Source organism: Corynebacterium sp. MSK035 (assembly GCF_030232615.1).
In the GTDB taxonomy this organism is placed as follows: Bacteria; Actinomycetota; Actinomycetes; order Mycobacteriales; family Mycobacteriaceae; genus Corynebacterium; species Corynebacterium jeikeium_D.
On sequence record NZ_JASPJP010000002.1, the window covers coordinates 150,062 to 165,660 of the forward strand.

The window sequence follows — 15,599 nt, forward strand, 5'->3', positions numbered from 1 at the left end:
CGCCTTGAAGACCCCTAGCGCAGTTCGATGCGCTCGGCCTTCTTCGCCTGTGAGCGGCGGTAAAGAACAATGGTCGGCAGAGCGATGAAGATAGCCAACATCGCCAACGTCGCGCCGCCCAAAGCCGGTGCGCGGTAGCCATAACCGGACGCAATGACCCAACCACCGAGCGCCGCTCCGAATGCGTTGGCCATGTTCAATGCGGCCTGGTTGAGTGCTGCCGCCAGCGTCTGTGCGCGACCGGCGACATCCATCAGACGGGTCTGCAGATTAGGCACCAATACCGATCCCAGCAGACCGATAAGGAGGAAGTTGATCGTGCCCAGCACAGCATTCTGTGAGGTGAAGTAGAAGACGCTGAGCATGATTACCATCAGCACCAGCGCAACCATGATGCCCCACTCCCCGATGCGGTCGGACAGCCAGCCACCGATGTAAGTACCGACAACCATGCCGATGCCGTAGGCCATCAGCACAATCCAGATGTGGTTTTCGCTCATGCCCGCTTCGCGAGTCATAGTCCAGGTGATGTAGGTGTAAACCGCGAACATGCCGCCGAAACCAACGGTGCCGATTGCGACGGTCAGCAGCACCTGCGGTGTCACCAGAGCCGAGAGCTCATCCATCGGACGTGTCTTCGGCATGCGGTTCATATGCGGCACGGCGAACCACAACGAAACAAATGCAATCAGCCCGATGACCGCGACAAACGCGAAGGCGCTGCGCCAACCGTAAATCTGTCCCAGCACCTGCGCGGCCGGCACACCAATCACAGTCGCCACCGACAGCCCCACTCCTGACAGGGCCACCATTTTGCCGCGCTGCCCCGGCTTAGCCAGGGAGGCCGCCACCAGAGCCGCCACCGAGAAGTACGCACCGTGTGGCAGACCGGCAATGAAGCGCGAGACCATGACCGCTTCGAAAGAGCCCAGTGTGCCTGCCCAAACCGTGGCACCATTGCCGATGGTAAATGCCGCCATCAGCAGCAGGAGCATGCGCCTGCGCGGAATCGAGCCGGTCAGCACGGTAATTAGCGGTGCGCCCACGACAACACCGAGTGCGTACATCGAAATCATGCGCCCTGCGGCATCCTCATCACGTCCGAAGGCATCAGCGATGTAAGGCAGCAGGCCCATGGCCACAAACTCGGTAACGCCGATGCCGAATGCACCGACCGACAGAGCCACAATCACCAAGATTCGGCGTAAATCAGAGATGTCGTCCTGCACCGGAACAGGACGGCGATGCGAGCTAAACGCTCCCGCACGACGCGCACGCGGTTTGTGGTCGTCGTTGTGGGTTGTTACTTCGCTTGACGACGTCATTGCGACCGTCTCCTTTTCTCTTCTTACGCCAGTTGGTGGACTCTCAGTTCCCCTCGACTTTCGACCCAAGACGGGCTCACAAAACCGTGAGGGGAGCCGCAAGGGAAAAATGAGACTCTACTCCGCAATACAAAAATTTCGCTATTTAATCCGCCTGTTCCCCGGGTATTTGTGCGCGGAATAACATCTACGGCCATTAGTGGAAGTCGCTCACTCAAGTTCTACTAATACATTTTGCAATCGGCGTTGTTTGCCGAGGACTACCATTCCCTCCGAGCGCCACGGACTTCCTACCATCGAGCGATCCGGGTCTTCGATGCTGCCGTAATAGCTACCAGGTAAATTGTTTTAAAAGATATTTCGAACTGCAATACCGATAGGATCTTGATTCACTATGGGCGACCGCTATAACCTCTACGAGTCTCTGACGCTTGATAGCGAAGCCAGCACCGAAGAGCTCCATGCAAATCTTTCTAATCAGCTCTCCGAACTGCGAGATGCTGGCGTCTCGGAGTACTCCGGCGAGTTCCAGGAAAAGCTCACTGCGCTGCAAGTGCTTGGCGATGAGGGACGCCGTCGCGAATACGACGCTTTGCTGGCCGATGAGAACGCCATCATCACCATTGCGACGCTGCGCGGGCTGGCAAATCGCCCGGCACCCACTGCGCAGGAATCCTCGTTCCAGACGCAAACCCAGCAAGCCCAACAAGCGCAGTCACAGCAGCCACCGGCACAGCAGAATCAACAAGCACAGTGGTCCGCCCCAACTCAAACCAGCCCTGCAACAGTAACCACCACGGTGACCACGGATGTACCACCGCTGCCTGCAAACGCCACACTGCAGAACATGTGGCAGCGCATGCCACTCATCCCCCGAATCACTACCGGCTTGGTCGGTTTTTCAACTCTGATTGGCATCATCGCAGTTCTGTACGCAATCACGCTCGGCATCCAGGGCGCCAACGATCTCGGCAGCCTAGAGTCATCATTGGGGGGCACTTGGGATGACATCGGCTACATCATGGGCGCTGCAGCCGCCCTCGTTCTTGTTCCAGTCCTCCTACTGATGGGAATGATGCTTGTCACCTTGACCGCATACTGGATTCACTCCATCCTCCGCGGTGAAGACTCGACGGCACCAATCTTTTTCTGCGTCACCGTGGCACCACTGGCGTTGGCTATGACCATCATCCCCCTCCTGTTCTTGAGCTCCTGGGTGGATGTAGTCCTCTTCCTCGCAGGTGCCATGCTGATCGCGGCTTGCGTTCTTATGTTCCTCAAGGACATGCGCGCATGGTTCCGCGGCCAGAAACTGGTCAGGACTACCCAGTCGGCGCCGGGGCAGGGCTATGCTCCGCAATACCCCCAGTCTCAGAACACCCAGGGCTACCAGTTCGGCCAGAACAATCCTCCGAACAATACACAGAACTAACTAGGCTGCCCTGAACAACCGCGCCGGCGTGCACGACACCCCAGCGCGGTTTTTCGTATTTGAAGGGTTTGAGCGCTGGGACCGTCGTAAAGCGAAAAATGGAATGAAAAGCGGCGAATAAGCGACAAATAATTGCACATTTCGTGACTTGCCTCACATAATTGCGTTATTCATATCACTATCACTGTTTTTGCGCTATGCCCCGACACAACCCAAGATTCAAAACTGGGTTATCGTGGAACAAAACAGATAGGAGACATGAATTATGGCGACAATTATTTGGACCCGTACTGACGAAGCCCCTCTGCTGGCGAGCTACTCACTGAAGCCAATCGTGGAGGCATTTGCAAGCCAGGCTGGTGTCAATGTTGAAACCCGCGACATCTCCCTCGCAGGCCGCATTCTGGCTCAGTTCCCGGAGCGTCTTTCGGACGAGCAGAAGGTAGAGGATGCGCTGGCAGCCCTGGGCAAGCTGGTCAAGGAGCCGGACGCCAACATCATCAAGCTGCCGAATATCTCTGCATCCGTCCCGCAGATTAAGCGCGCTGTCGCAGAGCTGCAGGAAAAGGGCTATGACATTCCGAAGTACAAGTCGCAGCCGGAAGGCGACGAGGAGACCGCCGACCGCGCCAAGTTCGACAAGGTCAAGGGCTCTGCCGTTAACCCGGTACTGCGTGAGGGCAACTCCGACCGCCGCGCTCCGGAGCCGGTGAAGAACTACGCCCGCAAGCACCCGCACCGCATGGGCGCTTGGTCCGCAGACTCCAAGACCAACGTCGCCACCATGGCCTCCAACGACTTCCGCCACAATGAGAAGTCGGTTGTCATGCCGGAAGACGACAAGCTGACTTACCAGCTCGAGGCTAACGACGGCCAGATCATCACCCTGAAGAAGGACATGCCGGTCCTCAAGGGCGAGATTATTGACGGCACGGGCATGAACGTCCACATCCTGGACAACTTCCTGCGCGCTCAGATTCGCCGCGCACAGCGCGAGAACATCCTGTTCTCCGTGCACCTGAAGGCCACCATGATGAAGGTCTCCGACCCGCTGATCTTCGGCGAGGTTGTCAAGGCCTTCCTGCCATCTGTTTTCCCGAAGTTCGAGTCCAAGCTGGCTGCCGCCAACCTGACTCCGGACAACGGCCTGGGCGCCATGCTCGATGGTCTGCACAAGCTTGACGACGCTACTGCGGCGGCCGTCAAGTCCGCTATCGAGAAGGACCTGAAGGAAGGTCCGGCCCTTTACATGGTCAACTCCGATAAGGGCATCACCAACCTCCACGTTCCGTCTGACGTCATCGTTGACGCCTCCATGCCTGCACTAATCCGCAACGGCGGCAAGGGCTGGGGCCCGGACGGTGAGGAGCGCGACACCCTCGCAGTCATCCCGGACTCTTCCTACGCAGGCGTCTACCAGGCTGTTATCGAGGACTGCCGCGCCAATGGCGCTTTCGACCCGGCCACCATGGGCTCTGTCCCGAACGTCGGCCTGATGGCTCAGAAGGCTGAGGAGTACGGCTCCCACGACAAGACTTTCCAGATTCCGGTTGACGGTGTCCTGCAGGTCATCAACTCCGCTGGCGAGGTTCTGATTGAGCACCACGTCGCCGAGGGTGACATCTGGCGCTCCTGCCAGACCAAGGACGCCCCAATCCGCGACTGGGTGAAGCTGGCCGTCAACCGCGCTCGTATCACTGGCGACCCTGCAGTGTTCTGGCTGGACCCGCAGCGTGCACACGACAACAACCTGATCAGCAAGGTCAACGAGTACCTGGCAGATCACGACACCGAGGGTCTGGATATCCGCATCATGGATCCGGTGTCCGCTACCAAGTTCTCCCTCGAGCGCATCCGCCGCGGCGAGAACACCATTTCCGTAACCGGTAACGTTCTGCGTGACTACCTCACCGACCTGTTCCCGATCATGGAGCTAGGCACCTCCGCCAAGATGCTGTCGGTCGTGCCGCTGATGGCCGGGGGCGGCCTGTTCGAGACCGGTGCAGGCGGTTCCGCACCGAAGCACGTCCAGCAGGTTCAGGAAGAAAACCACCTGCGCTGGGACTCCCTGGGTGAGTTCCTTGCACTGGCCGAGTCCCTGCGCTACGCCGCTGAGCATGACGACGACCCACGTCCACGCGTCCTGGCTGAGGCCCTGGATAAGGCAACCGCTACCCTGCTCGACGAGGGCAAGTCGCCGTCCCGCAAGGCTGGCGAAATCGACAACCGCGGCTCCCACTTCTACCTGGCTCTCTACTGGGCACAGGAGCTGGCCAAGCAGGACGAGAACTCCGAGCTGAAGGAAGCTTTCGCCCCGGTTGCTAAGGCTCTCACGGAGAAGGAAGAGTCCATCGCCAAGACCCTGATTGATGCTCAGGGTTCCCCAGCTGATCTGGGTGGCTACTTCCTGCCGGACGATGAGAAGACCTCCGCAGTTATGCGTCCGTCCGCTGAGTTCAACGAGATCATCGACGGCCTGAAGAAGTAGGACTAGCTGCTTGCTCCTGGCTGGCCTGGTTGGCCCAGGCTGGCCTAGGCCGACCTAGGCTGACCGCCGGTTTCGGGCGATAGCCCCTCGCTCATGTTGCATTTGATGCACATGGCGCGAGGGGCTTTTTCTATGCCCTGACTTCCTTAACGGTCTTGACAGTATCCAGTGCTTTTCGGCGCTTTACGGTACCCTTCGCCCATACTCAGTCCCCTGTTTGGCTCGCCCCGACACTCGGCACCGCAGCGCCCGATGCCCCGGCACCGCAGTGCCTCACCCCATGAGTTACTGACTACCTTTATGACACTTTTGTCCAAAAAATTGCCTTCAAACTGTCATAAAGGTAGTCACTAACTCCTTCGGCAAACCGCCACCCGTCGAACACCACTCGCCACGCGCCACCCACCACGCACCACCCACCCCCCCATACACCGCAGCCTCCACACACACCCAGCCACAGCTCCCTACCCCCCCCCACAACCGACCACGCCCCAGAACCAATCAAACCAATCCGTACTAAGCGGGCTATAGCACTCTCGACACAGATACACACACCCTCTTACCTTGGGTTTTTCCAAAACTTTGCAATAGACAGCTTGGTTCACTATTGTTTGTAAGCAACGTTTTGAACGACCTCAAAAAACCGCAAGGAAGTATCTGAAATGACCACCAAGTACGACAACAGCAACGCCGCCAACTGGGGCCTGTCCACTCGCGCTATTCACGCCGGCTTCGCTCCCGACGCACAGACCTCCGCGCGCAACCTGCCGATTTACAACACCTCCTCCTACGTCTTCGATTCCGCTGAGCACGCTGCCAACCGCTTCAACCTTTCGGATGCAGGCCCGATTTACTCCCGCCTGACCAACCCGACTGTGGATGCCGTCGAGCAGCGCATCGCCAGCCTCGAAAGCGGCGTCGCTGCCGTACTGTTCTCCTCCGGCCAGGCAGCTGAGACCGCTGCTGTCCTCACCCTGGCTCGTGCAGGCGACCACTTCGTCGTTTCGCCACGCCTTTACGGCGGTACTGAGACCCTGTTCAAGGTCACCCTGCCGCGCCTTGGCATCGACTGCACTTTCGTCGAGAACCCGGATGACCCGGAGTCCTGGCAGGCAGCAGTTCAGGACAACACCGTCGGTTTCTACGGTGAGTCCATCGCCAACCCGCAGATCGACGTCCTCGATATCCCTGCCATCGCCGAGGTTGCACACCGCAACAACGTTCCGCTGATCGTCGACAACACGGTTCCGACCCCGGCCCTGCTGCGCCCACTCGAGCACGGTGCTGACGTCGTGGTTTCCTCCACCACCAAGTTCCTCACCGGTAACGGCTCCTCCCTCGGCGGTGTCATCGTCGACGGCGGCAAGTTCGACTGGACTCAGACCCGCAACGGCCGCTCCATCTTCCCGAACTTCACCGAGGCCGACGAGGCTTACCACGGCCTGAAGTTCGCTGACCTGGGCGCCCCGGCCTTCGCTCTGCGCGCTCGCGCTGGCATTCTCCGCGACACCGGTGCTGCCCCGGCTCCGTTCAATGCGTGGGTTCTGGCTCAGGGCCTCGACACCCTGGCTCTGCGCATCGAGCGCCACAATGAAAATGCCAAGGCAGTCGCTGAGTTCCTCGAGAACCACCCGCTGGTCGCCAAGGTCAACTACGCTGGCCTGCCGAGCTCCCCGTGGTACGAGCCCCTGAACAAGCTGGGCCTTTCCGGTGCCAGCGGCGTGCTTTCCTTCGACCTGAAGGATGCCGACACCGCCAAGGCTTGGAAGTTCATTGACGCTCTGAAGCTGCACTCCAACGTCGCCAACATCGGTGATGTCCGCTCGCTGGTTGTCCACCCGGCCACCACCACTCACTCCCAGTCCGATGAGGAGGGTCTGACCCGCGCCGGCATTTCCCAGGCCACCGTGCGTCTCTCCGTCGGTATCGAGAACATCGATGACATCATCGCCGATCTCGAGGGCGGCTTCGCAGCACTCGCGTAGACCGTTTGTACACAGACACAGAACGGACTAAGTAGTCTATAAGGCATGAGCTTTTCCCCATCTACCCCGGCCGCCCTCCCACCCGAGGGCGAGCCGGGGCGTGTCTTTATCGGCGATGTCACAACCGAGGCTGGCGCGGTCATCCCCGATGTCACCGTCGAGTTCGAACGCTGGGGCCGGCTTAACGACGACTGCTCGAATGTCATCCTCCTCGAGCACGCTCTAACCGGCGACGCCCACGCTTCCGGCCCCTCGGATGAGTACCACCCGACTGCGGGTTGGTGGAACGGGATGATCGGCTCTGCCCGCGCACTGGATACCGACGAGTACTGCATTATCTGCACCAACGTCATCGGTGGCTGTCGCGGTACAACCGGCCCTTCCAGTCCACATCCGGACGACGGCAAACCCTGGGGCTCTCGCTTTCCCGCTATCTCCGTGCGCGACACGGTGACGGTGGAGCACCTTGCGCTGCAGGAACTGGGAATTTCCCGCCTCCAAGCTGTCATTGGCGGCTCCTTGGGTGGGGCCCGCGCGCTTGAGTGGTCACTGATGCACCCTGATTTCGTCGGCAAGGCATTGGTGATGTGTGTCGGCGCACGTGCGTCTGCTTGGCAGATTGGTATTCAGTCTGCGCAGATTCAATTCATTGAGTCCGATCCCGATTGGCATGGCGGCGACTACTACGACCGCGGTGTGACTCCGGCCCGAGGTCTGGGTTTTGCACGCAGGGTCGCGCATTTGACGTACCGTGGCGAGCTGGAGATGGATGATCGCTTTGGCGCGGCAGCGCAGCCCGGTGAGGATCCGCTGGGCGCGATGCGCACGGAAGATCGCTTCCAGGTAGAAAGCTACTTGGATCACCAAGCGGAGAAGCTTGCCCAGCGTTTCGATGCCGGCTCGTATGTCGTGCTCACCGATACCTTGAATCGGCACAATATTGGCCGTGATCGCGGTGGCCTCAATGAAGCGCTGCACTCGTCAACCGTGCCGACCATGGTTGCCGGTGTGGACACGGACATTCTCTACCCCTTCCACCAGCAGGAGCACCTCGCCCGCAATCTGGGCAACTGCTTGGGGCTAGAAAAGATTGAATCCGCCGTGGGTCACGACGGATTCTTGACGGAGTTCGAGCGAGTGGATTCGATTGTGCGTAATTTCCTCGCTCGCGATGTCAGTTAATGTCAGCTAGCTTCCCAGCGCATCCACGCTGACTGCAAGGAATACGATTCCCATCCCGATTATGGAGCAAAACCAAAGGTCAAAGGCCCGGGATCGCACAGAGAACACACCTAGAATGCTGTCCGGCAGGTACTGCCTAGCCACACCGAGCAGCATCATTGTGCTTCCCAGCATGAATGTGGCGCGTCGCCACCGCTCCAGCCCCAGAAACACAACGAAGGCGGACATGCCGAAAAAGAGCGCACCGTAAATCGTATACTGCACCCACATTGGCCACGATGCCCCCGGCGGCGGGGTCTTCGGGCTGTGCGGGTTCAGCATTGGATCCGGCAGATCTTCCCGCCGGGCACGCTGCGCAATTTCCCTTTTCGACACGAGTTGTTCCTCCTGGCTGACTAGGCCAGGCCAGCGAGCTTTTCAGCGCGCTCGACGACATTGCGTACGAGGAAAGCGCGAGTCAGTGGGCCGACACCACCTGGGTTCGGGGATACGTAACCGGCAATGTCCCAGACGTCATCAGCAACGTCACCGGCCAGCTTGCCGTCGACACGCGAAACTCCCACGTCGAGTACAGCAGCTCCAGGCTTGACCATGTCTGCAGTAAGCATATGAGCGACACCAGCAGCGGCGATAATGACATCAGCCTGACGGGTTTCAGCGGCCAAGTCCTTGGTGCCGGTGTGACATAGCGTCACGGTGGAGTTCTCGCTGCGGCGAGTGAGCATCAAGCCGATTGGGCGACCAACGGTGACACCGCGGCCGATAACAACAACCTTGGCACCGTTGAGCTCGACGCCGAAGCGTCGCAGCAGGTGGATACAGCCGTTTGGGGTACACGGCAGTGGTGCTGGCTCGTTGAGGACCAGCTTGCCCAGGTTTACCGGGTGGAGGCCATCGGCGTCTTTCTCCGGATCGATGAGCCCCAGAATACGGTTTTCATCCAGGTGCTTCGGCAGTGGCAACTGAACAATGTAGCCTGTGCACTCCGGGCTTTCATTCAGCTCGGTGATTACTGCCTCGAGCTCTTCCTGCGTGGTGTCAGCCGGAAGGTCACGGCGGATAGAGGCGATACCGATCTGCTCACAGTCGCGATGCTTCATCTTGACGTAAGAGTGGCTGCCTGGATCATCACCAACCAACACGGTAGCCAGCCCCGGGGTGTAGCCGGCTTCCTTCAAACGCTCAACGCGCTTTTCCAGGTCTTCAAAGATTTCGTCTCGGTAGAGTTTGCCATCAAGCTTTGTCGCTGCCATGGCATTTATCTTAGGCACAGGAGCGAATAATGCCCAGAAACGCCCCGTAACCGCCCTCGCCTTGGCCCTATTTACCGCCCCCAAAGCCCTGCTGACGCCAGACTTCATAAGCAGCCACTGCTGCGGCGTTGGAAAGATTCATGCTGCGACGAGCTGGCAGCATCGGAATTCGGATTAATTGTGTAATTCGCGGATCATCGAGCACTGACTGTTCCAACCCGGTTGGCTCCGGGCCAAAGAGCAGTACATCGGTATTCGTGTACTCAATATCGGTGTGCCACGTGTCAGCGTGAGCGGTGAAAGCAAAGATGCGGCACCCTTGGCTGGCAAAGGTCTCCAATGCTTGATCGATGGAGTCGTGAATACGTACATCAGCCAGGTCATGGTAATCCAGCCCGGCGCGACGCAGATTCTTGTCATCGAAGTTGAACCCCAGCGGCTTGGCCAGATGCAGCATAGCTCCAGAGCCCGCACACATGCGGATAGCGTTTCCGGTGTTCGGCGGGATGACAGGCCGGTCAAAAAGCACGTGGCAGGTGTGGCTCTTGATCCAGTCTGTGGAGTTGGTTGGCTCGGCGTTCGTTGGCTCGGTCGTGGCGCTATTCATTTCTTCCATCAGTTCTTTTCCGCTGCTTCTATTACTGCTCGCTGTTGGTTTCTGCTGCCGCTGTCGTGGCGGGCACCGCATCACACACACCGTGCTCGGTGAAAAACGCAATGATGGTCTCACCGATTAGCGCTCGGCTCCTCGGCTTCGAGAACTTATGGCCCTCTCCCTCGACCACTAGAAAATCGGTGGGCACACCGTAGGCGTCCATGGCGTTGCGCATCTGACCAGACTCTCGCGGAGGCACGTTGGTATCCCACTCGCCGTGAATGAATAGGGTTGGAGCCTTCATTTCCTCCGCACGGTGCAGCGGCGAGATATCGCGCAGAAGCTCAGCATCCTGGTACGGGTAGCCGTATCGGGGGAACGCGGCCTGCGCCAACCAGGGCTCGGTGGATTGGTAGTAGGTTTCAAAACTTGTCATTCCGCAGGCATCGACGATGGCCGCAAACTGATCCGGGTACCATGCCGAGGCCAACAGCGACATGAAGCCACCGTAGGATCGCCCGCCCAGAGCAATGCGTTCTGGGTCCGCCAACCCGGCATCAACGAGGAAGGAACGCGCCGCTGCGATATCCGCAATAGCGGCAAAGCGCCCATAGCGGTCGCCCGCGTGCTCGAATGACCTACCGGACCCTGAGGAACCGCGCACATTAGGAGTGAACACCACGAAGCCCGCCTCCACAATGCTGGCTAGAACATCGTGGTGGATGGGTTTCGCCTGCAGTTCTGGTCCGCCGTGGATGTGGATGAAAGCCGGCGGTAGTGCGCTTCCGGAAACGTCATTAGAACTATTGCGCACCGACTCCGGAAGGTAGAGCCAACCAGACAGTTCCAACCCATCGCGGGAGACAAAGTAGACCAGCTCTGGAGCCGGCATGGTCTCCAGATTCTTCTCTTCCAGAGCCAAAATCCGTTCGGTGCGTTCCATATCCAATGGCTCAATGACACCACCGATATTGCGCAGAATCTCCACCGTTGGCGCAAGGCCTGGCCCTTCTACTGTCAGGGAGATCAGCTCACCGTCACCGGAGATTGACAGCTCGCGCGCAACCATGCCCGGCAATTCCACATTGCGGCGCACCATCACCCGCATGTCGTCAGTCTGCGGGTGAAGGCCAAGGGTAAGCACCTCAAGCGTGCTGACCCCACCGCTGTTCCACAGCACAGCCGCAGTGGAGGAATCCTCACTGATGACAAATTCTTCGACGTCTTGATCCGGATTGCCAATGAACTCCTCGACATCAACTTCGATGCCGATCTTCATATCCAAAATCTCCGCTGCGGTCGATTCCGCTGTGCGCGGCTCAGTAGTGCTGATACCGCTATCGGGAGTAATCCCCAGGCGCAGGATGCGACGCTGTTCCGCGCCATGATCTGAGAGTACGAATGCGGTCAGCTTCTCCTGCCCCGGATGCGCCAATAAGACACCGGCATCTGTGGTGGAGCCAGGATCGGACGGCAGCAGCGGCTGCCACTGCTGCCCCGGCCCGACCAGCAGTAGCTCACGGTGACCTCGCGGTCCCACCCGCACGAGGCCAAACCCGCCTTCAGCCGCTACCAGCTGGCTGTCAGTGCGTTTATCAATGACCTCATACTTTGAGTTCGTCGGGTTGACCAAACGCGCATAGTTAATGCCCTGGGCATCGACCGCGTTCATCGCTAGGAGATCGTTATCCCATTCCACCAGTGTGGCGCGCATATCCGCATCCATACGCAGGGGGCGGGCACCGTCGACCTCCGGATCGGTGGATACCAGCCAGGTCTGCAGTCGCTCCGTACCGTACGGAGAGACCTCGCAGGCGATCCACTTTCCATCCGGGGAGTGCAGCACCCTGGTAACCGGGCCTTCCACCGGCAGTTTCACGGGGCGCTCCGCCCCTAGCCCCTCCGGAGTAATCTCCTGCTGTACCGCACGCGGGTAGCCGCTATCGCGGACAATAAAGGCGATTGCACTCCCATCCGGTGCTAACGAGGATTCATAGGTCTGGCGCATGACAATCCATTCTAGTAGTCAGCGAAAATCTCTACTTCGACCTGCCACCACTGGCTGCCCCAGAGCCTCGGACATATCCACCAGACGATCGGCCACGATTGTCACCGCACCAGAGGCTGTCTGCGCGATACCGCGCACCACCATCGCCCGCGAATTCACCGCTACCGGCCGAAATCGATTCCACAGCCCCGGCGTACACAGCACATTCACCAGCCCAGTTTCGTCCTCCATTCCCAAAAATGTCACTCCGCCAGCGGTCCCCGGACGTTGCCTATGCGTCACGACTCCCGCCACTTCTACTCGTGTTCCATCGGGCACTGTTTTCAGTTCCGCCGCAGGCACCACTCCACGTTCCTGCAGGTCTGCCCGCAACGCGGCCACCGGGTACTGCCCCGGAGTCACTCCCGTTGCCGTCAAATCGGCAGCTGCCAGCTCAAACTCCGTCATGCCGGGCAACGCAGGTGCGTCGGCAAGCGTGAGCCCCGGCAGCATGCCCTCACTTTCCGTCGCCGCCACGCCCGCCGCCCACAGTGCTTGACGACGGTCAATCCCCAGCGACCCAAGTGCTCCTGCGCGCGCCAGTGCTTCCATGTGCCCAACACCCAGCCGAGCTCTGCGGGCGACATCTGCTGCGTTGACAAATGGCCGCGCTGCGACGATACGTTCCGCCACGTCATTGCCCACACCGGCAATGGCGCCGAGCCCCAACCGAATACGCCCATCGATGACGCTGGCTTCCACGCCTGAAACCGAGATATCCGGACCATCGCAGCCGATACCGTGCCGGCGAGCATCGGCAATCAACGACTGCGGAGAGTAAAACCCCATGGGCTGGGCACGGAGCAATGCGACACAGAACTCCGCCGGATAGTGGTACTTAAACCAAGCCGAGAAATACACCAAGGAGGCAAACGACTGCGCGTGTGATTCCGGGAAACCGTAGGCGGCAAAGGCCACTATCTTGTTCCACAGTTGTTCCCCAATATCCGCATCAATGCCACTGGTGCGCTCCAGCCCAGCCAGAAAACGGGCATGAAGCGCTTCCATTTTGGCCACTGAGCGCTTCGACCCCATAGCGCGACGCAGCGAGTCCGCTTCCGCCCCACTGAAACCCGCCGCATCGACGGCCATTTGCATCAGCTGCTCTTGAAATAGCGGGATGCCCAGTGTCTTCCCGAGGGACTTCTCCAGCACTGGATGCTCATAGGTCACTGGTTCGAGTCCATTTCGGCGGCGAATGTAGGGGTGCACGCTACCGCCTTGAATGGGGCCTGGGCGAATGAGTGCCACCTCCACCACCAGATCAAAGAACTCCCTCGGCTTCAGTCGGGGCAAGGTGGCCAGCTGCGCGCGCGATTCCACCTGAAACACGCCCACCGCGTCCGCGCGTGCCAACATCTCGTAAACCTCCGGTTCAGCGACATCTATTTCCCACAGGTTCACTCGGCGCCCATGCTGTTCATAGACCAAGTCAATGCAATGGTGGATGGCCTCCAGCATTCCGAGGCCAAGCAGGTCGAATTTCACCAGTCCCGCTGCCGCACAGTCATCCTTATCCCACTGCACTACCGAACGACCTTCCATGCGTGCCCATTCCACTGGCACGACATCCGCAATCGGCCGATCACAAATCACCATTCCGCCAGAGTGAATGCCTAAATGACGAGGCTGCCCACGAAGCTGCTCCGCCAGTTGCTGCACCGGCTCCGGCGGGCACGCTTCCCGGTCTCTGACCCACGCATCGATAACGCCCGGCGAGTACCCCAACACCCGCGCCGCATCGCGCAATGCACCGCGCCGCCGGTAGGTAATGACATTGGCCACCTGCGCGGCATTGTCACGACCATACTTTTCATAGACGTATTGGATGACCTCTTCCCTACGACCAGACTCGATGTCTACATCGATATCCGGCGGCCCATCCCGTTCTGGCGACAAAAACCTCTCGAACAACAGCCCGGCACTAATGGGGTCAACATTGGTGATCCCCAGCGCAAAACACACCACCGAGTTAGCCGCCGAACCGCGCCCCTGTGCCAGAATTCCCGCCCGGCGACAGAACTCACAGATGTCGTGCACGATGAGGAAGTAGCCTGGAAAACCCAGCTCTCGAATCACAGTCAGCTCATTCTCTAACTGCGCCCACGCCCGCGCTTGCACGGAGCCGTCCCGAGCTCCATCGGCCGGACCATACCGCCGCCGCGCCCCCGCACGAGCAATTTCCCGCAACCATGAGTCCTCATCGTGACCAGCAGGAACCTCCCAGCGAGGCAACTCAGGCGCAATGAGATCAAGCGTAAAAGCAGACTCACCTGCAATGTCCTGTGTTGCCTGCAGTACCTGCGCCCCCAGATACCGTGTTGCCGCCGATAGCTCCTCCCACGAACGCAACCAAGCTCCGCCTGCGGGCTCCAGCCGTGACTCGAACCCGTCTAGGTCCTCCCGCACAGCAAGGGACTGCTTCGCCCCGGCCAACCGGCTTGCCGCAGGCGAGGCCGCCGTCGCAGCAGAGGAAACCACCTCCCGCAGGCCATACTTCACAGCTGCGGCCGAAATCGCCTCCGCATCATCGGCCGCCTGTGCTGTGGGGCTCAGGCGGTGCTCGAGCGCCACGTTCTCCGCACCGAAGGCCGCAATGAGCTCTTCCAAGTCGCCGACCCAGCTGACGTCGGCAAGCACCTGCCAGAAACCACCTGCGGCCTCCCCTAACTCTGGCAGCGAGGGATAGCGGACGACGGACTTCTCCCCTGCCGACATATGCGCATCACACAGCGTGTGGCTCAGGCGCCGATAGCCCTCGGGCCCCCGCCCCAGCACTGTGAGGGGCCGCTGCGGAAGCCCCAGCTCCGCGCCGATGATTGTGGCGATACCAGCCTCCGCTGCAGCCTCGGCAAAACGAGCGATTCCATAGAAACCATCGCGATCTGCGAGCCCCAACACGTTTAACCCCAAACGCGCAGCCTCGGACACCAATTCTTCCGGATCCGATGCGCCATGCAGGAATGAATAGCTCGAACGACAGTGCAATTCCGCCTTAATATCCGCAGGCGAAAATGACACGCCACCTCCGCCACTAACACCGCTTTCCGGAGCTTCAAAAGCCCCAACGATGGAATCTGACAGCTGCCCCCGCCAGCCATTGAAGCTACCATTAGGCTGTAGTTTTCCTGAAAATTTACCCGATAGAATACGCTCAATCCGCGACCAGCTCAGTGGCCGACCGGACTGCTCCGACTGTCCGTCCGAGATGTTTTCCATGCCATGAACATTAACCCACCCTACGGACTGCATTCAAACGTATTTTCGATTAGTATGTGCATTAAGCGCCACC

At 59.6% G+C, this 15,599-nt stretch carries 10 protein-coding genes; 4 read left to right on the plus strand and 6 right to left on the minus strand.

The features are described from left to right. Positions 1-14: 14 nt before the first annotated feature. Positions 15-1,325, minus strand: a complete 1,311-nt coding sequence (locus tag QP978_RS01995) for an MFS transporter (protein ID WP_016422141.1) — start codon at positions 1,323-1,325, stop codon at positions 15-17. Between the two features lie 394 nt (positions 1,326-1,719). Between QP978_RS01995 and QP978_RS02000 the strand changes: the two genes are divergently transcribed. The 4 genes from QP978_RS02000 (at position 1,720) to metX (ending at position 8,412) form a co-directional block, all read left to right on the plus strand. After that, entirely contained in the window at positions 1,720-2,757 is a 1,038-nt protein-coding gene (locus tag QP978_RS02000) for a molecular chaperone DnaJ (RefSeq protein WP_284856783.1), read from the plus strand. 265 nt (positions 2,758-3,022) lie between these two features. After that, the gene (locus QP978_RS02005; protein WP_048731557.1) at positions 3,023-5,245 is read left to right on the plus strand and encodes an NADP-dependent isocitrate dehydrogenase; all 2,223 of its coding nucleotides are present in this window, start codon (positions 3,023-3,025) and stop codon (positions 5,243-5,245) included. A gap of 662 nt (positions 5,246-5,907) precedes the next feature. Next, positions 5,908-7,230 (plus strand): O-acetylhomoserine/O-acetylserine sulfhydrylase, encoded by a 1,323-nt coding sequence (locus tag QP978_RS02010; RefSeq protein WP_284856784.1) that lies wholly within the window; start codon positions 5,908-5,910, stop codon positions 7,228-7,230. 45 nt (positions 7,231-7,275) lie between these two features. Next, complete coding sequence (gene metX / locus QP978_RS02015; protein ID WP_016422137.1) at positions 7,276-8,412, plus strand: homoserine O-acetyltransferase MetX; 1,137 nt, start codon at positions 7,276-7,278, stop codon at positions 8,410-8,412. 6 nt (positions 8,413-8,418) lie between these two features. Here the strand turns inward: metX and QP978_RS02020 are convergent, their stop codons facing one another. From QP978_RS02020 to QP978_RS02040, 5 genes are all read right to left on the minus strand, one after another. Next, positions 8,419-8,787: a DUF3017 domain-containing protein gene (locus tag QP978_RS02020; protein WP_005510063.1), complete on the minus strand. Its 369-nt coding sequence runs from the start codon at positions 8,785-8,787 to the stop codon at positions 8,419-8,421. Between the two features lie 20 nt (positions 8,788-8,807). Next, on the minus strand, positions 8,808-9,665 hold the full coding sequence (locus QP978_RS02025) for a bifunctional methylenetetrahydrofolate dehydrogenase/methenyltetrahydrofolate cyclohydrolase (protein WP_005510041.1): 858 nt from the start codon (positions 9,663-9,665) through the stop codon (positions 8,808-8,810). Positions 9,666-9,732: 67 nt separating this feature from the next. Beyond that, on the minus strand, positions 9,733-10,272 hold the full coding sequence (locus QP978_RS02030; protein ID WP_284856785.1) for a tRNA (cytidine(34)-2'-O)-methyltransferase: 540 nt from the start codon (positions 10,270-10,272) through the stop codon (positions 9,733-9,735). Positions 10,273-10,303: 31 nt separating this feature from the next. After that, positions 10,304-12,268 (minus strand): alpha/beta hydrolase family protein, encoded by a 1,965-nt coding sequence (locus tag QP978_RS02035; protein WP_284856786.1) that lies wholly within the window; start codon positions 12,266-12,268, stop codon positions 10,304-10,306. A gap of 18 nt (positions 12,269-12,286) precedes the next feature. Continuing rightward, entirely contained in the window at positions 12,287-15,526 is a 3,240-nt protein-coding gene (locus QP978_RS02040; protein WP_284856787.1) for an error-prone DNA polymerase, read from the minus strand. Positions 15,527-15,599 lie beyond the last annotated feature (73 nt).